Annotated in this window: 21 protein-coding genes and 2 pseudogenes; 13 read left to right on the forward strand and 10 right to left on the reverse strand. The window is 66.0% G+C overall.

Annotated elements, in window-relative coordinates; all coding sequences use genetic code 11:
• Nucleotides 1-165 precede the first annotated feature (165 nt).
• Nucleotides 166-732, reverse strand: coding sequence for a DUF3617 domain-containing protein (locus N0A20_RS10995; RefSeq protein WP_260580457.1), 567 nt, complete (start codon nt 730-732; stop codon nt 166-168).
• A gap of 59 nt (nt 733-791) precedes the next feature.
• On the opposite strand from N0A20_RS10995, the gene uvrB reads away from it, so the two are divergent.
• From uvrB to N0A20_RS11015, 4 genes are all read left to right on the forward strand, one after another.
• Nucleotides 792-2978: an excinuclease ABC subunit UvrB gene (gene uvrB, locus N0A20_RS11000; protein ID WP_260580458.1), complete on the forward strand. Its 2187-nt coding sequence runs from the start codon at nt 792-794 to the stop codon at nt 2976-2978.
• Nucleotides 2979-3079: 101 nt separating this feature from the next.
• A complete protein-coding gene (locus N0A20_RS11005; protein WP_260580459.1) occupies nt 3080-3331 on the forward strand; it encodes a type II toxin-antitoxin system RelE/ParE family toxin in 252 nt (83 codons plus the stop codon).
• An 89-nt stretch (nt 3332-3420) separates the two neighbouring features.
• Complete coding sequence (locus N0A20_RS11010; protein ID WP_260580460.1) at nt 3421-3711, forward strand: addiction module antidote protein; 291 nt, start codon at nt 3421-3423, stop codon at nt 3709-3711.
• A gap of 94 nt (nt 3712-3805) precedes the next feature.
• Nucleotides 3806-5308, forward strand: coding sequence for a S10 family peptidase (locus tag N0A20_RS11015; protein ID WP_260580461.1), 1503 nt, complete (start codon nt 3806-3808; stop codon nt 5306-5308).
• Nucleotides 5309-5422: 114 nt separating this feature from the next.
• Here the strand turns inward: N0A20_RS11015 and N0A20_RS11020 are convergent, their stop codons facing one another.
• Together N0A20_RS11020 and N0A20_RS11025 are read right to left on the reverse strand one after the other, a co-directional pair.
• Nucleotides 5423-6499, reverse strand: a complete 1077-nt coding sequence (locus N0A20_RS11020; RefSeq protein ID WP_260580462.1) for a TetR/AcrR family transcriptional regulator — start codon at nt 6497-6499, stop codon at nt 5423-5425.
• 10 nt (nt 6500-6509) lie between these two features.
• Nucleotides 6510-7064 (reverse strand): DUF4287 domain-containing protein, encoded by a 555-nt coding sequence (locus N0A20_RS11025; protein ID WP_260580463.1) that lies wholly within the window; start codon nt 7062-7064, stop codon nt 6510-6512.
• A 103-nt stretch (nt 7065-7167) separates the two neighbouring features.
• Here N0A20_RS11025 and N0A20_RS11030 point away from each other — a divergent pair.
• A pseudogene (locus tag N0A20_RS11030) lies at nt 7168-7641 on the forward strand (NRDE family protein); the annotation flags it as partial.
• 58 nt (nt 7642-7699) lie between these two features.
• Nucleotides 7700-7873, forward strand: a complete 174-nt coding sequence (locus N0A20_RS20735; protein ID WP_409574677.1) for an NRDE family protein — start codon at nt 7700-7702, stop codon at nt 7871-7873.
• A gap of 399 nt (nt 7874-8272) precedes the next feature.
• On the opposite strand, the gene infC is transcribed toward N0A20_RS20735, so the two are convergent.
• Nucleotides 8273-8809 (reverse strand): translation initiation factor IF-3, encoded by a 537-nt coding sequence (infC, locus tag N0A20_RS11035; RefSeq protein ID WP_260580465.1) that lies wholly within the window; start codon nt 8807-8809, stop codon nt 8273-8275.
• 187 nt (nt 8810-8996) lie between these two features.
• A complete protein-coding gene (locus tag N0A20_RS11040; protein ID WP_312846529.1) occupies nt 8997-9974 on the reverse strand; it encodes a penicillin-binding protein activator in 978 nt (325 codons plus the stop codon).
• A gap of 227 nt (nt 9975-10201) precedes the next feature.
• On the opposite strand from N0A20_RS11040, the gene rsmI reads away from it, so the two are divergent.
• From rsmI to N0A20_RS11060, 4 genes are all read left to right on the forward strand, one after another.
• Nucleotides 10202-11062 carry a 16S rRNA (cytidine(1402)-2'-O)-methyltransferase gene (rsmI, locus tag N0A20_RS11045; RefSeq protein WP_260580466.1) on the forward strand — a complete coding sequence of 287 codons (861 nt, stop codon included), beginning with the start codon at nt 10202-10204 and terminating at the stop codon, nt 11060-11062.
• Nucleotides 11059-11409: a YraN family protein gene (locus tag N0A20_RS11050; protein ID WP_260580467.1), complete on the forward strand. Its 351-nt coding sequence runs from the start codon at nt 11059-11061 to the stop codon at nt 11407-11409. The genes rsmI and N0A20_RS11050 overlap by 4 nt, the downstream gene beginning before the upstream one ends.
• Before the next feature lie 134 nt (nt 11410-11543).
• Nucleotides 11544-12494 carry a glutathione synthase gene (gene gshB, locus N0A20_RS11055; protein WP_260580468.1) on the forward strand — a complete coding sequence of 317 codons (951 nt, stop codon included), beginning with the start codon at nt 11544-11546 and terminating at the stop codon, nt 12492-12494.
• A 23-nt stretch (nt 12495-12517) separates the two neighbouring features.
• Nucleotides 12518-13129 carry a DedA family protein gene (locus tag N0A20_RS11060; RefSeq protein ID WP_260580469.1) on the forward strand — a complete coding sequence of 204 codons (612 nt, stop codon included), beginning with the start codon at nt 12518-12520 and terminating at the stop codon, nt 13127-13129.
• 113 nt (nt 13130-13242) lie between these two features.
• On the opposite strand, the gene N0A20_RS11065 is transcribed toward N0A20_RS11060, so the two are convergent.
• The 4 genes from N0A20_RS11065 to rph form a co-directional block, all read right to left on the reverse strand.
• Nucleotides 13243-14133 (reverse strand): tyrosine-type recombinase/integrase, encoded by an 891-nt coding sequence (locus N0A20_RS11065; protein WP_260580470.1) that lies wholly within the window; start codon nt 14131-14133, stop codon nt 13243-13245.
• A gap of 108 nt (nt 14134-14241) precedes the next feature.
• Nucleotides 14242-15444 carry a radical SAM family heme chaperone HemW gene (hemW, locus tag N0A20_RS11070; protein WP_260580471.1) on the reverse strand — a complete coding sequence of 401 codons (1203 nt, stop codon included), beginning with the start codon at nt 15442-15444 and terminating at the stop codon, nt 14242-14244.
• Nucleotides 15445-15506: 62 nt separating this feature from the next.
• The gene (gene rdgB, locus N0A20_RS11075; RefSeq protein ID WP_260580472.1) at nt 15507-16133 is read right to left on the reverse strand and encodes an RdgB/HAM1 family non-canonical purine NTP pyrophosphatase; all 627 of its coding nucleotides are present in this window, start codon (nt 16131-16133) and stop codon (nt 15507-15509) included.
• Between the two features lie 212 nt (nt 16134-16345).
• Nucleotides 16346-17062: a ribonuclease PH gene (gene rph / locus N0A20_RS11080; protein WP_260580473.1), complete on the reverse strand. Its 717-nt coding sequence runs from the start codon at nt 17060-17062 to the stop codon at nt 16346-16348.
• Nucleotides 17063-17207: 145 nt separating this feature from the next.
• Between rph and N0A20_RS11085 the strand changes: the two genes are divergently transcribed.
• Complete coding sequence (locus tag N0A20_RS11085) at nt 17208-17885, forward strand: hypothetical protein (RefSeq protein WP_260580474.1); 678 nt, start codon at nt 17208-17210, stop codon at nt 17883-17885.
• A gap of 15 nt (nt 17886-17900) precedes the next feature.
• On the opposite strand, the gene N0A20_RS11090 is transcribed toward N0A20_RS11085, so the two are convergent.
• The gene (locus N0A20_RS11090) at nt 17901-18701 is read right to left on the reverse strand and encodes a dienelactone hydrolase family protein (protein ID WP_260580475.1); all 801 of its coding nucleotides are present in this window, start codon (nt 18699-18701) and stop codon (nt 17901-17903) included.
• 330 nt (nt 18702-19031) lie between these two features.
• Here N0A20_RS11090 and hrcA point away from each other — a divergent pair.
• Nucleotides 19032-20076 (forward strand): annotated as a pseudogene (gene hrcA, locus N0A20_RS11095) (heat-inducible transcriptional repressor HrcA).
• A 4-nt stretch (nt 20077-20080) separates the two neighbouring features.
• Nucleotides 20081-20644: a nucleotide exchange factor GrpE gene (gene grpE / locus N0A20_RS11100; protein ID WP_260580476.1), complete on the forward strand. Its 564-nt coding sequence runs from the start codon at nt 20081-20083 to the stop codon at nt 20642-20644.
• Nucleotides 20645-20683 lie beyond the last annotated feature (39 nt).

A 20683-nucleotide genomic window follows, 5' to 3' on the forward strand; every position in this document is an offset into this window, starting at 1 on the left:
TGGCCCCAGCCGGTGCCATAGAGGGTAAAACCGTTCGCTTCGGTATCCGAACTGCGCATCAGCTCGGTGGCACCGATCGTCCCGAGCAGCGCGGAATAAAATCCGCGCGCCCGGTCGATGTCGTCGGTGCCCATGGTCACATAACCCAGCACCTTGTGGGCCCGGTCAGCTCTTGGCGGCAGGTGTGGGCGGCGTGATGTCACCCGGACCGCACTCGCCCTTGCGCGCGCTGGTCACGCGCATGACGATCGTGCCTTCCTCGCTGCCGTCGGCCTTGAGCGCGGTCATCGTCATCGTCACGTCCTGCGCCGTCGCATCGCTCGTGCCCTTGGCCGCGATCTTCATATTGCCGCCAGCCCCCTTGCAGGTCGTGGCGAAATCGACGGAGGTGCCGCTGTTATTCTCTTCATCGATCGTGCAGTCGCGGCCCTGCGCGCCCATGTTCGACATTTTCGTGGCGATATCTTCCTTCGCCGCCGCTTCGGGGGTCAGGCAGACGCTGATGCCGCTCATGCCGGCGAACATCTGGTTCATCTGGTCCTTGGCATTGGCCGGAACGCCCTCACCCTTGATATCGACCACCTCGATCTTCGAGGTCCAGCTTCCCGGCTGCGGCTTGACGGCGGGTTCGTTCGACGCAGCTTTGCCGGTTTTTCCGTCGGTGGCGGCCTTGTCGCCGCATGCCGCGAGAACGAGGCTGCTGGCGATCGCGAGCATCAGAGTCTTTTTCATGGCTTCTCCCCTGCCGAGTCCGATTGTGGACGGGCGGCATCCTCACCATATTGGCGGCGATGGCAATTCAGATTCGCACCTCGCTCGACGAAATCGACACCGCGGCCGATTATGTCCCGCACCGCCCCGCGCGCCCCGACAAGGTCGAGGGCGGCAAGCCCTTCGAACTGGTCAGCGATTATGAGCCCGCGGGCGACCAGCCGACCGCGATCCGCGAACTGGTCTCGACCGCGCGCGAAGGCGAGCGCGACCAGGTGCTGCTCGGCGTCACCGGGTCGGGCAAGACCTTCACCATGGCGAAGGTGATCGAGGAATTGCAGCGCCCGGCGCTGATCCTCGCCCCGAACAAGATCCTCGCGGCGCAGCTCTACGGCGAGTTCAAGAGCTTCTTCCCGAACAATGCGGTCGAATATTTCGTCAGCTATTACGACTATTACCAGCCCGAGGCCTATGTGCCGCGGTCCGACACCTATATCGAAAAAGAGTCGAGCGTGAACGAGGCGATCGACCGGATGCGCCACTCGGCGACGCGCGCGCTGCTCGAACGCGACGACGTGATCATCGTCGCGTCGGTGTCGTGCCTCTACGGCATCGGCTCGGTCGAGACCTATTCGGCGATGATCTTCGACCTCAAGAAGGGGCAGGTCGCCGACAATCGCGAGATCATCCGCAAGCTCGTCGCGCTCCAGTACAAGCGCAACGACCAGGCGTTCGCACGCGGCAATTTCCGCGTGCGGGGGGACTCTCTGGAAATCTTCCCCTCGCATTATGAGGATATGGCGTGGCGCGTCAGTTTCTTCGGCGACGAGATCGAGGAGATCACCGAATTCGACCCGCTGACCGGCAAGAAGATCGCGAGCCTCAACTATGTGCGCGTCTATGCGAACAGCCACTATGTGACTCCCGGCCCGACGCTGAAGCAGGCGACCGAGGCGATCCGGCACGAGCTGGCCGAGCGGCTGAAAGAGCTGGAGGCCGAAGGCCGTCTGCTCGAAGCCCAGCGGCTCGAACAGCGCACCAATTTCGACCTCGAAATGATCGCGGCGACAGGAAGCTGCGCGGGGATCGAGAATTACAGCCGCTTCCTCACCGGCCGCCTGCCCGGCGAGCCGCCGCCGACCCTGTTCGAATATCTGCCCGACAATGCCCTGCTCTTCGTCGACGAAAGCCACCAGACGATCCCGCAGATCGGCGCGATGTCGAAGGGCGACCATCGCCGCAAGATCACGCTGGCCGAATATGGCTTCCGCCTGCCCTCGTGCATCGACAACCGCCCCTTGCGCTTCGCCGAATGGGACGTCATGCGTCCGCAGACGGTCAGCGTCTCGGCGACCCCCGGCACCTGGGAAATGGACCGCACGCAGGGCGTGTTCGCCGAACAGGTGATCCGCCCCACCGGCCTGATCGACCCGCCGGTATTCATCAAGCCGGTCGAGGAACAGGTCGACGACCTGATCATGGAGGCCAAGGCGACCGCCGCGGCGGGATATCGCACCCTCGTCACCACGCTGACCAAGCGCATGGCCGAGGATCTGACCGAATTCCTCCACGAGGCGGGGCTGAAGGTCCGCTACATGCACTCGGACGTCGAGACATTGGAGCGCATCGAGATCATCCGCGACCTGCGTTTGGGCGTGTTCGACGTGCTCGTCGGCATCAACCTGCTGCGCGAGGGGCTCGACATTCCCGAATGCGGGCTGGTCGCGATCCTCGATGCCGACAAGGAGGGCTTCCTGCGCAGCGAAACCAGCCTCGTCCAGACGATCGGCCGCGCGGCGCGCAACGTCGACGGCCGCGTCATCCTCTACGCCGACCGCATCACCGGCAGCATGGAACGCGCGATGCGCGAGACCGACCGCCGCCGCGAAAAGCAGCGCGCCTATAACGAGGCGCACGGCATTACCCCGACGACAATCAAGCGCAACATCGGCGACATCATCGCGCATGTCGCGTCGAAGGACGGGGTCGTCATCGACATCGGCGAGGACAAGCCGCAGCACATGGTCGGCCACAACCTGCGCGCGTACATCCAGGACCTCGAAAAGAGGATGCGCGACGCGGCGGCGGACCTGGAATTCGAGGAAGCCGGCCGCTTGCGCGACGAAATCCGCAAGCTGGAGGCCGACGAACTGGGCCTGCCGCCCGACGAGCACGTCGCTCCGCGCGTGGGCCGCTCGAACGAGGGCAAGCCGGGCACGCGCAAAGGGCGGTTCGGCAAGCAGAGCAAGACGAAATGGGGGCGCTAGACGCGTCCGTTTCGGACAAGTCGAAGGCCTCGCCATCTAGCTGACGGCGGTAACAGCCGCCAAAATCCCATGGCACGCGATCCGCGAAAGGATGATCGCCCGTGGACGAGCCAATTGACAATCCGCCACCTGTCCTGTATGAAGGACAGGCTATTCAAATCGTTCGGACGACGCAGTTCGACAAGTGGCTTCTTACGTTGCGGGATCGGCTGGCGAAATCCCGCATCGTCGATCGCCTGGACCGGCTGGCATTTGGCCATGTCGGAGACGCGAAGTCCGTCGGCGACGGCATATATGAATTGCGCTTTGCCTTCGGCCCCGGATATCGAGATCTATTTCATGTGGCAACGTGACAGGTTGGTTCTGCTGTTGTCGGGCGGAGACAAGGATAGCCAGGCACGCGACATCGCGCGAGCGAAGATGCTAGCAAAGGAAGCAAATGATGGGTTTGAAGACACTGCCCTTTGACCCGGCCGACTATCTCGAAACCGCCGAGGACATCCGATATTATCTGGAAGCGGCGATGGAAGGGAATGACGCGAAACATATTGCCCGCGCGCTCGGTACCGTCGCCCGCTCGAAGGGGATGACCGAAATCGCGCGTCAGACCGGGCTGGGCCGTCAGGCACTTTACGCCGCCTTGTCCGAAAACGGCAATCCGACGCTTCAGACTTTGACCGCCGTACTCGATGCGCTGGGCCTGCAATTGACGGTCCGGCCCAAGGCCGCCTGACCCTTCGACAAATGGCGGCCGGGTGCCGACCAGCGGCCTTGCCCCCTCCCCGCGCCCGGATTAGCGTCCGCGCTCCAACCGGGGAGAAACATCCATGAAATCGGGTCCGTCGCTCATCACCCTGGCGCTCGCCTTTGCCGCGCCGGTCTCAGCCCATGCGCAGGATGCATCCGCCGACAAGGCGAAAGCCGAAAAGCCCGCCGAGATCATCCCGCAAGTCCGCACGACGAAGCTCGGCGGCACCTTCGGCGGCCAGCGCATCAATTACGCCGCGACGATCGGCGAGACGATCCTGAAGAACCCCGACGGCACCCCCGAGGCCGCCGTCGTCACCACATCCTATGTCAAGGAACCGCGCGATCCCAGCCGCCCGGTTACCTTCCTGTTCAACGGCGGTCCCGGATCGGGCACCGTCTGGCTCATGATGGGCGCCTTCGGGCCGAAGCGCGTCGCCATCCCCGGCGACGGCACCGACGACGGCGCACCGCCCTATCCCATCGTCGATAATCCCGACGCGCTGCTCGACGTCACCGACGTGGTGTTCATCGACCCGCCGGGCACCGGTTTCTCGCACCTGATCGGCAAGACCGACCCGGCGAAATATTATGGCGTGACGCAGGATGCGAAGGCGGTCGCCCAGGTCATCCGGCTGTGGCTCAACGACAATGGCCGCTGGAACAGCCCCAAATATCTCGGGGGCGAAAGCTATGGCACCACCCGTTCGGCGGCGGTCGCCAACGAGCTGATGAACGACACCTATAACGACGTCGCCTTGAACGGCATCATCCTGATCTCGACCGTGCTCGATTTCGCGGCGGGCGCCGACACGCCGGGCAACGAGCTGTCGCCGATCACCAACCTGCCCTCGATGGCCGCGACCGCCCTCTATCACGGCAAGGCGCAGGCCGCGTCGGTCGAGGCCTTCGTCGAGGAAGCGCGGCAATGGGCGATCGGCCCCTATGCCAGCGCGCTGCTCAAGGGCCAGAAGCTGCAGGGCGAGGAACGCGCGGCGATCCGCCGCGAACTGGCGCGCTTCACCGGCCTTTCCGAAACCTATCTCGAACAGGCGGACCTGCGCGTCACGCCCGGCCGTTTCTACAAGGAACTGCTGCGCGACCGCGGCCTCACCGTCGGCCGCCTCGACAGCCGCTACACCGGCAAGGATTACGACAATGCCGGCGAAGGCCCGGACAACGACCCCAGCTTCTATGGCATCGACGCGTCCTATACCGCTGCGATCAACAGCTGGGCGCGCGACGGCCTGGGGTTCAAGACCGACCGCGAATATCAGGCGATCGGCAACGTCGGGCCGTGGGACTGGCGGATCGGCGGCCGCGATACCAACGCCTATCTCAACGTCGCGCCGTACATCGGGCAGGCATTGCGCGAGAATTCGGGGCTCAGGGTGCTCGTCGCGCAGGGCTATTACGACTTCGCGACGCCCTTTTTCGCCGCCGAATATGCGCTGTCGCGCACCGGCATCCCGCAGGATCGCATCCACTACACCTATTATGGCGCGGGCCACATGATGTATATCCGCGACGAGGACCGGCATAAATTGTCGGAGGATGTGCGGACCTTCATCCGGGCGCGGTGAGCCGGGGCGAAGGTCCGGTTTCGGGCGAAAGGGGACGTTTATCTCCCCTCCCGCAGGCGGGAGGGGAAACCGGTTCATTCCTCAAATGTCCGCTCCCCACCCCAAAGCCGCCCCTCAGCGCAGCACGCCCTTCGCGGCCATCGCGCGCGCATAGAGGAGCATCGCGACGACCGTCACGCCGATGAACAGGGTGAAATAGATCGCGCCGCCGCCCAGCATTTCGGTCGCGCTGCGTTCGGCAACCACGAACTGGTACAGCCCGTTGACCACCAGCCCCGCGAGCGACACGGCGAAGGCGGCGACCGCATGGCGGCTGCGCAGCAGCAACAGGACCGACCCCAGCAGCGCGCCCCAGACGCCGCACGCCCAGGCGAGGTTCGCCCACAGCGGGAAGGATTCGATCCACGCAATCTGTTCGGGTTTGAACCCGCCGACCTCGACCAGATACCATTGGCTCTTCATCTTGGTAAAGGTGTAGTCGGATGCTCCGATGCAATTCCACAGGAACGATACAACCCCGACCACCCACAGATGCCACGGCGTTTTGACGGCAATGTTCATGACTTCCCTCCCCAGAAAACCTAGACCGGAATAGCAGATTTCGCCGCCGCCAGCAACGTGGTGATATAGTCGCGCAATACAGCGATGTTGCGGTCGAAATAGCCGATGTCGCGATAGGTGCGCGCCTGCATGACCGCGCCCTCCATCACCGTCAGCACGAATTCGCCGAGCGCCTTGCGGTCGGTCGTCGGCGGCAGGCGATCGGCGGCCGCTTCGAAACAGCGCGGCGATCGCCGCCGACCAGTTGGAGAAATTCGCCGCCATCAGCTCGCGCACCACCGGGTCGGGCTCGTGGATTTCGAGCGCGAGGCTGCCGATCGGGCAGCCATAGGTGCAGTCGGTGACGATCAGGTGGGTGCGGTATCCGGCGAGCAGCGCGAAGATGCGCTCGATCGGATCCTCGACCCCCTCCCAGTTCGGCGCGAGCAGCATCTCCTCGATCCCGTCGCGATAGAGTTCGAGCACCCCGACGAGCACATCCTGCTTGCCGGGAAAGAAATGATAGAGGCTGCCCGAATGGACCTGGCTGCGCGACAATATGTCGGAGACCGAGGTCGACAGATAGCCCTTCTCCCAGAACAGCTCCATCGCGGTCATCAGGATGCGGTTGCGCGTGTCGGCGGCGTTCATGGCATTCTCCTCAGCCCGCCCGGTCATAGGCGGCGCGCAGCCAGCCCGTTACATCGTCGCCGGCATCCTCGTCCGCCGCGATGCGTACCCGGTGCGACACCATCGCATTCCAGCTTCCCGCCAGCTCGAGCCAGCCCGCCGGGGCCTCGCCCTTCAGCGCCAGCCCGATGTCGAACCGGTCCCTGGTCGACGGCATCAGCAGCGCGAACTGTTTCTTGCGGCGCAGGCTGACATAGCCCTTCTTGGGCGCCAGCTCGACGTCGCCGCCGAACCCCTGCGCCAGCGCCACCAGCCGGTCGTAGAGCGGGCGCCAATGCGCCTTCGCCCCGTCGAACGCCGCCGCGACCAGCGCGTCATCGTCCTGCGACAGCGAGGAGGAGGCGTTGGCGGCATGGACGATCATATTGGCATAGCCGTGACCCAGCCCATGGTCCGACTTCAGATGCTTGACCAGCGCCATATGCGCGCCGATCCCGCTCGCCCGCGCGACCGCGATCCATTCGTCGAGCGTCCTGCCCGTCTTCGTCCGCAGATTTTCCGCCATCGTCGCAAATTCGTCGGCCATCGCGCATCTCCCGAAGCGAGTCCCTGACGACTTGATTGAATACTCAATCAAGTCGTTCGTCAAGTGGCTTGGCAAAGCGCGCGCGAGGCCCGATATGCGCGCCATGTGCGTCGTCGCCCTTGCCTGGCAGGTCCATGAGGACTGGCCCCTGATCCTCGTCGGCAACCGCGACGAATTCCACGCCCGCCCCGCCGCAGCCATGCAGGCATGGGACGACGGCAGCGATATCATCGCGGGCCGCGACCTTCAGGCGGGCGGGACGTGGCTCGGCGTCCAGCCCAAGCAGCGCCGCATCGTCGTGGTGACCAATGTGCGCGGCGCCATGCCCGATCCCGCCAAGGACTCGCGCGGCGCGCTCGTCGTCGACATGCTGCGCGGCGACGGGCGCTTCGCCGACCCGGCCCCTGCCGACCTCGACCGCTTCAACGCCTTCAACCTGTTCGCCATCGCCGGGGACGAGGTCCGCCTGCTCAGCAACCGTCCGGCGCCGCGCATCGACGCGCTCGATCGCGGCATCCATGCGCTCGCCAACGAACCCGTCGACCAGCCCTGCCCGCGCGCCGACCGCCTTGCCGGCCTGCTGCGCCGCCAGGTCAAAAAGCCCGATCCCGATTTCAGCGCGCTGATGGCATCGCTTGCCGAAAGCGACGCGCCTAGCGCTGTTCCTGCCCGGCCCCGTCTATGGCACCCGCTGCAGCACCCTGATTGCGGTCTCGCGCGCCGGGCGCGTGATGATGGTCGAGCGCCGCTTCGACGAAAACGGCCGCACGACGGGCCGCACCAGCCTGACGCATGACTGGGGAGGCTGAACCGCCGACCAACGGCGGTTTTGGTGTGGATTCCAGACGCTCCTCTATTCCCGTTCGTGTCGAGCGGAGTCGAGACACCCAGCAGTCAGGCACGCCTTCGGGGTGTCTCGACTTCGCTCGACACGAACGGGATTTATAAGGCGGTTTCACCCGATTGCCCGGTTTCAGCCTTCCCCCGTTCCCCGGCGAAGGCCGGGGTCCAGAGCGGTAGAAAGCCTAGCGTTGCGTTGTTACGCTCTGGACCCCGGCCTTCGCCGGGGATCAGGTCAGCTATGCCCGCTACCGTCCAAAAACCTGTCATGCAGCGCCGATCCTTGCAAAGCACAGGATCGCCAAACGAAACGGGCGGCCGTTCCGCTGGAACGACCGCCCTCTATCTCTTCAGGCCAAAGGCCGCGTCTATTTCGGCGCGATCACCATCAGCATCTGGCGGCCTTCGGTGCGCGGATGCGCCTCGATCTTCGCGACGTCGGCCGTCAGTTCGGCGACGCGCTGCAGCACGTTGAGGCCGAGCTGGGTGTGGCTCATCTCGCGGCCGCGGAAGCGCATGGTCATCTTGACCTTGTCGCCTTCCTCCAGAAAGTCGAAGACCTTCTTCATCTTCACGTCGAAATCATGATCGTCGATGTTCGGACGCATCTTGATCTCTTTGATTTCCTGCGTCTTCTGGCTCTTGCGCGCCAGGTTCGCCTTTTTCTGGGCCTCGTATTTATATTTGCCCACGTCGAGGAACTTGCACACCGGCGGATCGGCGTTCGGGGATACTTCGACCAGATCGAGGCCGACCGAGGCCGCCTGTTCGATCGCTTCAGCAGTCAGCATGACGCCCAGATTTTCGCCTTCCTCGTCGATCACGCGGACCTTGGGCGAGGCGATGAATTCATTGTATCGCGGGCCGTTCTTCGGCGGCAGCGGCGCCATCGGGCGGCGGGTCATGGGCGGTGGTATAGCTGTATCTCCGGGTCGTTGATGATGGGCGCGCGGAATCGAAGCCGCCGCGCGCCACGCTCATATAGGGAACGCATCGCATTCGTAAAGGCTGCCCGTGGCAGGCAGAGCCGCTTTTCACCCGACTGTGGCGGTCAGGCCACGCCCCTCGTCAGCGGCGCCAGGCCGCTCCAGGTCACTGCGGCCATTTGGTCGGCGCGGGGTCGATCGTGCGGAAACCGCCCGCCCCCACTTCGCTGACCTCGAGCGCGCGGATCGCGATGCCGCGGTTGTCGAACCGGAAAATACCGTCGATGCCGCCGAAACCGTCGGCGGCGAGCAGCCGGTTCATCGGAAAGGCCGTTCCCGGTTTCCAGTCGCGCGCGATGCGCACCGTCAGCAGCACCGAATCATAGCCCAGGCTGGCGAGCCGGTACGGCGCCTTGCCGAAGCGCGTCCGGTAGCTGCCCGCCATCTGGCCGTAGAGGCCATCGGATACGCTGGCGAACCACGATCCGCGCATCGCCGCATTGCCGCCGAGCGAGGCTTCGGTATTCCACAGTTCGGTGCCGAGGATCTGCTTGCCGCCGGTGCCCTTGATGATCGGCACCGCGCGGATCGCGTTGCTGCCCGAATCGGCGATCAGTACCGCGTCCATCGCGCCGCCGTTGGCCAGCCGCCGCGCGGCGCCGGTCAGCGCGGTCGCGCTGCGGTCATAGGTTTCGACCGCGACGAGCGTGCCGCCCGCCTCCGTCACCGCGGCGCGGAGCGCCGCCGCCGAGCGGTCGCCATAGACATTCTTGGGCACCAGCGCGCCGAAACGGACATGTCCCTTGCCGCGCGCATATTTGACGACGCGATCGACCGCTTGGCCGGGGACGAAGCCCATGATGAACACGCCGTTGCCCGCGATGCCGCTGTCGTTCGAGAAGCTGAGCACCGGCACCTTCGCTTCGCGCGCGATCGGCGCCACCAGCGTGACGTCTTCGCTGAGCAGCGGGCCGAGGATCAGCTTGTTGCCGTCGGCGATCGCCTGCCGCGCCGCCGCGCTCGCGCCGAGCGCGGTGTCATAGGTGGTGATGCGCACGCGTTCGGTCTTGGTGTCGAGCATCGCCAGCGTCGTCGCATTGGCGATCGCCATGCCGACATCGGCATTGGGGCCGGTCTGCGGCACCAGCAATGCGACGCGGTGGCGGTCGGTGTCGGTCGGCAGGCCGGGTTCGATCGTGTCCGCGCGGCTTTTCGGGCGGCGGTGCCTCGACCGGCCCCGTCGCTTTCGGCACCACCTGGCACGCCGCGAGCAGCCCCGCCATCGCCAGCGTCGCCGCCATCCGCAGCATCTGCCGCCGCGGCGACGCATTATTTTGGCGCTCGGCAGCAGTTTCTGCCATTTGCGGCAACATGCCGGATTCGACCATCTCAGATTCTCCCTTGCCCGGACTCTATATCGTCGCGACCCCTATCGGCAACCTTGGCGACATTTCGGCTCGCGCCGCGGCGACGCTCGCCCGCGCCGACGTGATCGCCGCCGAAGACACGCGCGTGACCGCGAAGCTGCTGGCGCACCTGGGTTTGCGGATTTCGATGACCCCCTATCACGACCATAGCGACGAACGCGCGCGCGCCGCGCTGGTTGCGCGCATGGCCGGTGAAGTTGTCGTTTTGGTGTCGGACGCCGGCACCCCGCTGATCTCCGACCCCGGCTACAAGCTGGTGCGCGATGCCCGCGCGGCGGGGCGGCATGTCACCACCCTGCCCGGCCCCTGCGCCGCGATCGCCGCGATCACCCTGTCGGGGCTGCCGAGCGACCGTTTCCTCTTCGCGGGCTTCCTGCCGAGCAAGGCCAAGGCGCGCGCCGGCACCATCGCCGAATTCGCGGGGCTGCGCGCCACGCTCGTCTTCTACGAAAGCGGCCCGCGCCTGTCGGCATCGCTCGCGGCGCTCGCCGACGGCCTCGGCGACCGCGACGCCGCCGTCGCGCGCGAAATCACCAAGATCTACGAACAATGCGTCACCGGCACGCTCTCCGAACTCGCCGCGCGCTACGCCGACGCGCCGCCCAGGGGCGAGATCGTCATCGTCGTCGCGCCGCCCGGCGACGCCGTCCCCGAAAGTGCCGACGACGCGACGCTCGACGCCGCGCTGCGCGAGGCGATGGCCGACAAGCCGGTCGCCCAGGCCGCGAAGGCGGTCGCCAAACGCTTCGGCCTCGATCGCCACGAAATCTACGCGCGCGCGCTTGCGCTGAAAGACCCGGCATGAAACGCGCCGAGGCCGAAGCGCGCGGGCGCAAGGCCGAACGCCGCGCCGCCTGGTGGCTCCGCCTCCACGGCTGGCGGATATTGGGCCAGCGCCTCCGCGTCCCCGCCGGCGAGGTCGATCTGGTCGCGCGCCGCGGCCGCACCATCGCCTTCGTCGAGGTCAAATGGCGCGACAAGGCCGCCGACCTCGATCTCGCGATCGACCAATATCGCCTGCGCCGCGTCGCCGCGGCCGCCGAAATCCTGTCCCCGCGCTTCGCCCGGCCGCAGGACGCCATACGGATCGACGTGATGCTGCTTGCGCCCGGCCGCCTGCCACGCCATCTGGTCCACGTCTGGCAGCCTTGACCAGATGGAGAGCCGCCTCTTCTTCCGTTCGTGCTGAGCTTGTCGAAGCACCGTCCTATCTTTGACGTCGGAGAAAGGAAGCACAGCCCTTCGACAAGCTCAGGGCTAACGGTTTATTCGTGATGGAGCAAAACATGACCCTGCGCGCAGCCGTGCAAATGGACCCGATGGATGGCATCAACATCAACGGCGACAGCAGCTTCCACCTGATCCTGAAGGCACTCGAACGCGGCTACACCCTCTATCATTACGACGTCCGCGGCCTCACCTGGGAGGCCGGGCGGCTGACCACCAGGGCGCACCGCATTCTCGACGCGAAGCGCGAGCCCGGCGCGCATTACAGCTTCGGCGACGAAGTACTGCTCGACCTCGGCCGCGATACCGACGTGGTGCTGATGCGGCAGGACCCGCCCTTCGATCTCGGTTACCTGACCGGCACCTGGCTGCTCGAACGGATCAAGGACGAGACGCTCGTCGTCAACGACCCCGTCTCGGTCCGCAACGCGCCCGAAAAGGTCTTCGTGCTCGACTTCCCGCAGTTCATGCCGCCGACCATGGTCACCCGCAGCCTCGAGGCGACGAAGGATTTCCAGTCGCGCTACGGCGCCGTCGTCATCAAGCCGCTGCACGGCAACGGCGGCAAGGCGGTGTTCCGCATCGACGAGCAGGGCACCAACCTCGGCGCGCTGGTCGAGCTGTTCGGCCAGGTCTGGCCCGAACCCTTCATGGTCCAGCAGTTCCTGCCCAGCGTCAGCCAAGGCGACAAGCGCATCGTGCTCGTCGACGGCGAGGTCGCGGGCGCGATCAACCGCAAGCCTGGCGAAGGCGAATTCCGCTCGAACCTCGCGGTCGGCGGCTACGCCGAAGCGGCGGAGCTGACGCCGCGCGAAAAGGAAATCTGCGCCGCGCTCGGCCCGGCGCTGCGCGAACGCGGGCTGATCTTCGTCGGCATCGACGTGATCGGCGGCGAATGGCTGACCGAAATCAACGTCACCTCGCCCACCGGCATCGTCGCGATCGACCGTTTCAACAACAGCGATACGGCGGGCCTGATCTGGGACGCGATCAAACGGCGGATCGGTTGACGCTCCGCCGCGTTGCTCCAACCATGACCGACTTCATTCTCGATCTGATCCAAGGCTGGGGCTATTTCGGCATCTTCGTGCTGATGCTGCTCGAAAATGTCTTTCCGCCCATCCCCTCCGAAGTCATCATGGGCCTCGGCGGCATCGCCGTCGCGCAGGGCCGCTTCGATTTCTGGACCCTCGTCGCGGTCGCGGTCGCCGGGACCACCGCGGGCAATTGGGTCTGGTACGCGATCGGGCGCTGGATCGGCTACGAGCGGCTGAAACCCTTCATCGACCGCCACGGCCGCTGGCTGACGCTCGACTGGGCCGAGGTTCAGCGGCTGCACGGCTGGTTCCTGAAATACGGCCCCGCGATCGTCTTCGTCGCGCGCTTCATGCCCGTCGCGCGCACGATGGTGTCGCTGCCCGCGGGCATGGTGCGGATGAACCAGCTCCAGTTCCTGGTCTGGACCGCCGCGGGTTCGACGATCTGGATCGCCGCGCTGGCGGGCGCGGGCAGCTGGTTCGGCGGGCGGTTCGCGAACCTCGACGCCTTCGTCGGCCCGGTGGCGCTGGCCGCGATCGGTGCGTTGGTGCTGCTTTACGTGTGGCGCGTCGTTACGTGGAAGCCGAAGGGCAGCGAGGAAAAATAACGCGATCCCTTCCCCGTTTGTGCTGAGCTTGTCGAAGCACCGTCCTTTTCTTCAACGTCGCAAAGAAGAACGGCCCTTCGACAAGCTCAGGGCGAGCGGATTTCGGAAAAAACTCAAGCGCGCGGATGCGCATTCCGGTAAATATCCAGCAGATGCGCCGCGTCCACGGCGGTATAGACCTGCGTCGACGCCAGGCTTGCATGGCCGAGCAGTTCCTGCAGCGACCGCAAATCGGCCCCGCCCGCCAGCAGATGCGTCGCGAAGCTGTGCCGCAGCGCGTGCGGCGTCGTCCGCTCGGGCAGTCCCAGCGCGCGCCGCGCCGAGCGCACGTTCGCGCGCACAACGCCGGGCTGCAGCGGCCCGCCGCGCGCGCCGAGAAACAGCGGAGTGTCCTTGCCGATCGGCCAGGGACAGGCCGCGACATAGCGCGCCACCGCCGCCGCGACCGCGGGCAGGACCGGCACCACGCGCGTCTTGTTCCTCTTGCCCGTCACCCGCAGCACGTCGCCCAGCGGCAGCGCCGCACCGGTCAGCGACAGCGCCTCGCCGATGCGCAGCCCCGCGCCATAGAGCAGCAGCAGCAGCGCGAAATCGCGCGCGCCGATCCAGCCCTCGCGCGCATTGTCCTCGACATCGTGCGCCAACTGCAAGGCCTCGGCGGGCGCGATGGGGCGCGGCAGGCCCTTCCTGACGCGCGGTCCGCGCAGCGCCGGCAAGGTCGCCCCCTCCCCGCCGACGAAACGCAGAAACCCCCGCAGCGCCGACAGTTCGCGCGCCGCCGATGCATTGCCCAGCCCCTCGGCCCGCCGCGTCGCCAGATAGGCGCGCAGGTCGTTCGCGCTCGTCCGCCGCAGCATCGCGGCATCGACCGCGCCGCCATGATGCCCCGACAGAAAGGCCGCGAACCGCTCGGCGGTCGCGACATAGGCGCGCCGCGTATGCTCCGACCGCCGCCGCTCGTGCGTCAGATGGGCATCCCAGTCGCGGATCAGTCCGTCAGCCAATCTATATTCCGTTCGGGCTGAGCTTGTCGAAGCCCCGTCCTTTCTTCCAGCCTCGAAAAGGAAGAACGGCCCTTCGACAAGCTCAGGGCGAACGGACTTTGGAGAAGTCTAGCCCGTCCGCACCACCTCGGAAAGGATCGAGTCGAGCAGCAATATTCCCTCGTCGCTCACGACCAGCCGATCCCCCCCGGCGCGCATCAGCCGCATGCCCGAAAGCCGCGCCACCGCCTCCGCATCGACGAACGCCTCGCGCCCCAGCCCGCTCCGCGCCTCGACGCGCGCGAGATCGACGCCCTCGCTCAGCCGCAGCCCCATCAGCATCGCCTCGGTCGCGCGTTCCCGCGCGGGCAAGTCGGTCTCGACCTTCAGCCCATGGCCGTTGCGTGTCACCGCCGCGATGAAATTCTCGGGCTTCCTGTGCCGCTCGGTCGCCTGCCCCAGCCGCCGCCCGTGCGCCCCCGGCCCGACGCCCGCATAATCGCCATAGCGCCAATAGGTCAGATTATGCCGGCTCTCCTCGCCCGGCCGGGCATGGTTCGACACCTCGTAGCGCGGCAGCCCCGCCACGCGCGTCAGCGCCTGCGTTGCGTCGAACAAATCCGCCGCCGCATCGCCATCGGGGATGACCAGCTCGCCCTTGGCAGCCAGCGTCGCGAAGCGCGTCCCCGGTTCGATCGTCAGCTGGTACAGCGACAAATGCCCCGTCCCGAACGCCAGCGCCTCCGTCAGCTCCTTTTCCCACGCGCCAAGCCCCTGTCCCGGCCGCGCATAGATCAGGTCGAAACTGGCGCGCGGGAAATAAGTTTGTGCCGCCGCAATCGCGCGCCGCGCCTCGTCGCCGCTATGCGCGCGTCCCAGAAATTCAAGCACTTGAGGATCGAAGCTCTGAACCCCGATCGAAACACGATTGACCCCCGCGGCCGCCAGATCGGCGAAAGCGGCAACTTCCACCGAATTGGGGTTCGCTTCCAGCGTGATCTCGCGATCTTCGGCGAGACCCCACAACGCCTCCGCCTCGGCGATCACCGCCGCCACCGTCGCCGGCGGCATCAGGCTCGGCGTCCCGCCCCCGAAGAAGATCGACGACACGGTCCGCCCCGGCAGCAACCCCGCCTCATGCCGCAAATCCGCCAGCAAGGCCGCGCGCCAGACGTCCTGGTCGACAGACGCGCGCACATGGCTGTTGAAGTCGCAATAGGGGCATTTGCTGACGCAAAACGGCCAATGGACATAGAGGGCGAGCGGTTCACTCCCCTCCCGCAAGCGGGAGGGGGTGCCACGAGGCACATGACTCGTGGCACGGGAGGGCATGTTTCGTTGGTCCGTGGTGGCCACAGGCCCTCCCCTAGCCCCTCCCGCAAGCGGGAGGGGGACTAAAACGCCCCCGCCACCAATTTGGCGAAAGCATCGGCCCGATGGCTGATCCGATGCTTCTCCTCCGGATCAATCTCCGCGAAAGTCAAGGAGTTACCGACCGGAACGAACACAGGATCATAACCGAACCCCAGCTTCCCCCGCGGCGGCCAGGTCAATGCACCCTCCGCGGCACCTTCGTAAACATCCGCATGCCCATCGGGCCAAGCCAGCGCCAGCGTGCACACGAAGCGCGCGCTGCGGTCGACGTCGGAGCCTTGCTCGGCGAGCAACCCCTCGACCTTGCCCATCGCCAGATACCAGTCGCGCCCCTTGTTGCCCTCGAACCACTGCCGCTCGGCCCAGTCAGCGGTATAGACCCCCGGCCGCCCGCCGAGCGCCGCGACCTCCAGCCCGCTGTCGTCGGCGAGCGCGGGAAGCCCCGCCGCCGCCGCGCTCGCATGCGCTTTCAGCAGCGCATTTTCGCGAAAGGTCGTCCCCGTCTCCTCGGGCTCGGGCAGGCCGAGATCGCCCGCCGACACCGGCTCGATCCCGAAGGGCAAGAGCAGCGCGCGAATCTCGCGCACCTTGCCCGCATTGTGGCTCGCGATGACGAGCTTGCCGGGGGTCAGTTTGCGGTGGGTCATGCGTGTCGATCTTCCGTCAATCTGGGCCGCGAACGATGGGTTATAATGGTTTCACGCGAAGACGCGAAGGCGCGAAGATGTTGCGTTTCCCGCGAAGCGGCTTTCTGATCCAACGTCGCGTTAAGCCGCGACGGGGAGGAATAAATGGGCCTGTCGGCCCAAATCTTCTTCTTCGCGCCTTCGCGTCTTCGCGCGAACCAAATAATCCCGACCTATCGCCCCACCGCCCTCGCCTGCGCCGCGAAAATCTCCGCGCAGCCGATGCGCGCGAGGCGGAGCAGGCGCAGCAGGCCTTCCTCGTCATAGGTCGCGCCCTCGGCGCTCGCCTGCACTTCGACGATCCGGCCGCGCCCGGTCAGCACGAAATTGCCGTCGGCCTCGGCGACCGAATCCTCGTCATAATCGAGATCGAGCACCGGCGTGCCCTGATAGATGCCGCACGAGATCGCCGCGACCTGGTCCTCGATCGGGTCCGCGGTGATCGCGCCCGACGCGATCAGCTTGTCGACCGCGAGCCGCAGCGCGACCCACGCGCCCGAGATCGACGCGGTGCGCGTGCCGCCGTCGGCCTGGATCACGTCGCAGTCGATCACGATCTGCCGCTCGCCGAGCTTCTGGAAATCGACGACGGCGCGCAAGGACCGCCCGATCAGCCGCTGGATTTCCTGCGTGCGTCCCGACTGCTTGCCCTTCGCCGCCTCGCGGCTGCCGCGCGTGTGCGTCGCGCGGGGCAGCATGCCATATTCCGCGGTGACCCAGCCCTGCCCCTTGCCGCGCAGGAAGGGCGGCACCTTTTCGTCGACGCTGGCGGTGACCAGCACCTTGGTGTTGCCGAAACTGACGAGCACGCTGCCCTCGGCATGGATGGTGAATTCGGTCTCAATGCCGATGGGGCGCATCTGGTCGGGCGCGCGGCCGGAAGGGCGCATGGGGGATTCTCCTGTGGATGTGTTCGGCGGCGCTTAGCGGTGTCGGAAACGCTTGGCGAGTCTTCAAGGTCATCGACTTTGACCACTGGCGAGTTATGATCGCGCCATGCGCTCCGGACCTCTCGCCGCCGTAACGATCGCCACCTTGCTCGCCATCAGCGTCGCGCTGGCCACATCAATCGGATCGGCGAATGACAGGCCTGCCATCTCCGAACTCACCTACATCGGTGGTATAGACCATGGCCAGCCAGCACGATTGGGCGATTGCCCGCTGTCGCGATGGATCACAGTGGAGCGCGATGGCGCGTTGCTATCGATCTGGTACCTCCAGCGCCGCCAGAACGGCCTGTGCGTGCCGATCATGGATTTTGGGGATGGCTCGTCGACATCGGATCCGAACGCTCCCGATGTCGTGGCACGATCGTCAATCCGGCTCACGTCGGAACAAATGGAATTGCTCCAGAACGAGATCTCGGAACTCCGATGGCAACAGCAATGGGAAACCATTGAAGATATGGCTTTTCCGCCAACCTTGTCACCGGGCTGCGATCACCATGCCCCCCTCAGCGACACGGGCAGCGACGACGATGGCCCGCACTTGCTGGTTATCGAACGCGCCGACGATATGGTGGCAGCACTGACATTTCTTGGTGCGAGAGAGGCACGGCGGGCAGGTCAAAGTTGCGGGGCAGCGCAATCCGACAATATTGCGCTCATCGACGCCGCCTTTGCGCCTTATGTGGGCCTCATGCCCGAGGCGATGACGCTGCCCGCGAATCTTCCCGAACTGCTCAAACCCGAAACGCTCCATCTGACCGATTGATCGCATAAATAGCGTTCAATCACACAACCGCGTCCGAAAGAAATCGAGGATTTCGTCGCGCGCCTCGACCGTCGGCTGCCCCGCCTCGTCGATCAGGTGGATCGTCACCACGCTGTGCGGGTTCTTCATAGGGCTGTCGGGGTTCGCCGCCGCGTCGGGCAGCACCTTGCCGATGAAGCGGTCGCCGAGCGCGTCTTCGTAGGCGGCGAAGCGCGCGGCCTTGCAATATTTGTCGCCCTCGAAACGATAGGCGAGCACGGTCAGGTCCTCGGCCTCCATCCGCGCCTTCACCGCGGCGAGTTCGTCGGGGGCGATATGCATGCCCGCGGGATCGTTCAGCGGCAGCGACGGCTGCGCCAGCACCGGCGCCAGCACGGCGGGTTCGAGCATCATCGACAGCGCGAAATTGCCGGTGAAGCACATGCCGATCGCGCCGACGCCCTTGCCGCCGCATTCCTTGTGCGCCTGCGCCGCGAGCGCGCGCAGCCACTGCGTCGCGGGCGAGCTTTCATTGGCCTGAAAGGCGCGGAACTGGCGGCTGACGCAGCCGCCAAGGATCGTGAACAGCGCGCCGGGCATCCGCGGCACGGCGCCGTCCTTTCCGAAGATGTGCGGCATATAGACGGTGAAGCCCGCATCGCGGACCCAGCGCGCGAAGCGCGTCACATGCGGGCTGATGCCGGGCATTTCGGTCATCACGATCACCGCGGGGCCGCTGCCCATCGTGTAAACGCGATGCTTGCGGCCGAGCAGGACGATGTCGCGATGATCGAAATCGTCGAGCGGATCGTCGCGGTCGAGCGGGCGTGCGGTCATGCTGTTCTCCCCGGCAAGGAGGCTAGGCACGACACACCCAAATTGCACCACTTTTCACTATTCCGGCAAAAGGGGGCATCCAGATTCCTTCGCGCCATTCTTCGAGCCTTTGCACCTTCGTGTGAGACCAGAGCAGTCTCGCACAAAGCCACAAAGACACAAAGAGGGTCGGGACCGGCAGGGCATACTCTCCTCATCGCTCGGGCCCAGAGGCGATGTCGAAGGAGAATGCCGCGTTGCAGCCATCACCATCTTTGTGGCTTCGTGGCTTTGTGCGAACCAATAGCAGCGATGCTTGCCCCCACCCCCTTGCATCCCTAAATCTTGCCCATGACCACCCCGCCGATCACCGAACTGACGACGCGCGCACGCGATGTGTTCCGGCTCGTGGTCGACGCCTATCTCGAAACCGGCCAGCCGGTCGGCTCGCGCACGCTGTCGAAGCTCGCCGCGCTCAACCTCTCGCTCGGCCTCGATCCGCAATGTCATGCAGGATCTGGAAGAGTTCGGCCTGCTCGCCAGCCCGCATACCAGCGCCGGCCGCCTGCCGACCGAACAGGGCCTCCGCCTCTTCGTCGACGGCATGATGCAGGTCGCCGAACCTTCGGCGGAGGACCGCGCGCAGATCGAGGCGAGCCTGTCCGAGAGCGGGCCGATCGAAAGCGCGCTGGCGCAGGCGACCGCCGCGCTGTCGGGCCTGTCGGCCTGCGCCGGGCTTATCCTCGTGCCCAAGCATGAGCGGGTGCTCAAACAGCTCGCCTTCGTGCCGCTGTCGGCCAGCCAGTCGCTCGTGGTGCTCGTCGCGGGCGACGGGTCGGTCGAGAACCGCGTCATCGACATTCCGCCGGGCCTCGCCCCGTCGGCGCTCGTCGAGGCGGGCAATTATATCAGCGCCACCCTGTCGGGCCTGACGCTAAGCGACGCCATGGAGCGCGTCCGCCGCGAGATCGAGGCCGAACGCATCGCGATCGACCGCGCCGCGCAGGACCTGGTGTCGCGCGGGCTCGCCATCTGGTCCTCCGACGGCGCCGACCGACCGGTGCTGATCGTGCGCGGCCAGGCGAATCTGCTCGACGACAGCGCGGTGGGCGACCTCGACCGCGTGCGGCAATTGCTCGACGAACTCGAAACCAAGCAGGATATCGCGCAGCTGCTCGACAGCGCGCGCGAGGGCAGCGCGACGCGAATTTTCATCGGGTCGGAGAATAAATTATTCTCGCTTTCGGGCTCGTCCGTGATAGCGGCGCCCTACCGCGGCGCCGACGGACGCGTGGTCGGCGTGGTGGGCGTGATCGGCCCGACGCGCTTGAACTATGCCCGCATCGTGCCCATGGTGGATTTCACCGCTCAATCCCTCTCCAGACTGATACGATAGGTTTATGACGAATATCGAGAATGACACGCCCGCCGACGAGGCGCTGACCCCCGAAAATGTCGCGGCCGAGGCCGATGCGACCGAAACCACGCCGGGTGAGACCGACGAGGCGGCCAAGCTCGCCGAACAACTCGCGGCGGTGCAGCAGGACCTGCTCTACGCCCGCGCCGAGACGCAGAACGTCCGCCGCCGCGCCGAAAAGGAGGTCGCCGACGCGCACGCCTATGCCGCGACCAAATTCGCGCGCGACATATTGTCGGTCGCCGACAATCTCGGCCGCGCGCTCGCCGCGCTGACCCCCGAACAGCGCGAGGATGAGGGCATCAAGCCGCTCCTCACCGGCCTCGAAGCCACCGAGCGCGAACTGCTGAGCGTGTTCGAACGCCACGGCATCACCCGCATCGCGGCGGTCGGCCTGCCGCTCGACCCGAACCAGCATCAGGCGATGCTCGAAATCCCGAGCGACAAGGAGCCGGGAACGATCGTACAGGAAATGCAGGCGGGCTACATGATGAAGGACCGCCTGCTGCGTCCCGCGATGGTGGGCGTGGCGAAGGCCGCCGGCTAAGCTGCACCTCCCCTCCCTTTACGGGATGGGATAAAGGGG

The organism is Sphingopyxis sp. PET50, from assembly GCF_025244705.1.
Taxonomy (GTDB): Bacteria; Pseudomonadota; Alphaproteobacteria; order Sphingomonadales; family Sphingomonadaceae; genus Sphingopyxis.

What these genes read in the sequence shown, in the direction of transcription:
- rsmI (WP_260580466.1), top strand. Translation starts at nt 10,202, where the DNA reads ATGCCGGATTCGACCATCTCAGATTCTCCCTTGCCCGGACTCTATATC.
- N0A20_RS11090 (WP_260580475.1), bottom strand. Translation starts at nt 18,701, where the DNA reads ATGACCGCACGCCCGCTCGACCGCGACGATCCGCTCGACGATTTCGAT.
- rph (WP_260580473.1), bottom strand. Translation starts at nt 17,062, where the DNA reads ATGCGCCCTTCCGGCCGCGCGCCCGACCAGATGCGCCCCATCGGCATT.
- N0A20_RS11025 (WP_260580463.1), bottom strand. Translation starts at nt 7,064, where the DNA reads ATGGCCGACGAATTTGCGACGATGGCGGAAAATCTGCGGACGAAGACG.
- rdgB (WP_260580472.1), bottom strand. Translation starts at nt 16,133, where the DNA reads ATGACCCACCGCAAACTGACCCCCGGCAAGCTCGTCATCGCGAGCCAC.
- grpE (WP_260580476.1), top strand. Translation starts at nt 20,081, where the DNA reads ATGACGAATATCGAGAATGACACGCCCGCCGACGAGGCGCTGACCCCC.
- N0A20_RS11050 (WP_260580467.1), top strand. Translation starts at nt 11,059, where the DNA reads ATGAAACGCGCCGAGGCCGAAGCGCGCGGGCGCAAGGCCGAACGCCGC.
- infC (WP_260580465.1), bottom strand. Translation starts at nt 8,809, where the DNA reads ATGACCCGCCGCCCGATGGCGCCGCTGCCGCCGAAGAACGGCCCGCGA.
- N0A20_RS11015 (WP_260580461.1), top strand. Translation starts at nt 3,806, where the DNA reads ATGAAATCGGGTCCGTCGCTCATCACCCTGGCGCTCGCCTTTGCCGCG.
- N0A20_RS11060 (WP_260580469.1), top strand. Translation starts at nt 12,518, where the DNA reads ATGACCGACTTCATTCTCGATCTGATCCAAGGCTGGGGCTATTTCGGC.
- uvrB (WP_260580458.1), top strand. Translation starts at nt 792, where the DNA reads ATGGCAATTCAGATTCGCACCTCGCTCGACGAAATCGACACCGCGGCC.
- gshB (WP_260580468.1), top strand. Translation starts at nt 11,544, where the DNA reads ATGACCCTGCGCGCAGCCGTGCAAATGGACCCGATGGATGGCATCAAC.
- hemW (WP_260580471.1), bottom strand. Translation starts at nt 15,444, where the DNA reads ATGCCCTCCCGTGCCACGAGTCATGTGCCTCGTGGCACCCCCTCCCGC.
- N0A20_RS10995 (WP_260580457.1), bottom strand. Translation starts at nt 732, where the DNA reads ATGAAAAAGACTCTGATGCTCGCGATCGCCAGCAGCCTCGTTCTCGCG.
- N0A20_RS11020 (WP_260580462.1), bottom strand. Translation starts at nt 6,499, where the DNA reads ATGAACGCCGCCGACACGCGCAACCGCATCCTGATGACCGCGATGGAG.
- N0A20_RS11010 (WP_260580460.1), top strand. Translation starts at nt 3,421, where the DNA reads ATGGGTTTGAAGACACTGCCCTTTGACCCGGCCGACTATCTCGAAACC.